Below are 350 nucleotides of genomic sequence, written 5' to 3' on the forward strand. Positions count from 1 at the left end.
CGCGGCGAGATCCTGGAGCTGAAGTCGACCGTCAACACGATGGTCGACCAGTTGTCGTCGTTCGCCGACGAGGTGACGCGGGTGGCCCGTGAGGTGGGTTCGGAGGGCAAGCTCGGTGGTCAGGCGCAGGTGCGTGGGGTGGCCGGCACCTGGCGCGACCTGACCGACAACGTGAACTCGATGGCGTCGAACCTGACCGCCCAGGTCCGCAACATCGCCCAGGTCTCCACCGCGGTCGCCCGCGGCGACCTGTCGCAGAAGATCACGGTCGACGCCCAGGGCGAGATCCTGGAGCTGAAATCGACCGTCAACACGATGGTCGACCAGCTGTCCTCGTTCGCCGACGAGGT

Annotated in this window: 1 protein-coding gene; it reads left to right on the top strand. The window is 66.9% G+C overall.

The window, feature by feature from the left end:
• Positions 1 to 350, top strand: a 350-nt coding sequence (locus DMB66_RS59345; RefSeq protein WP_125812649.1) for a HAMP domain-containing protein, incomplete at both ends; no start/stop codon positions are given.

This window comes from Actinoplanes sp. ATCC 53533 (assembly GCF_003947245.1).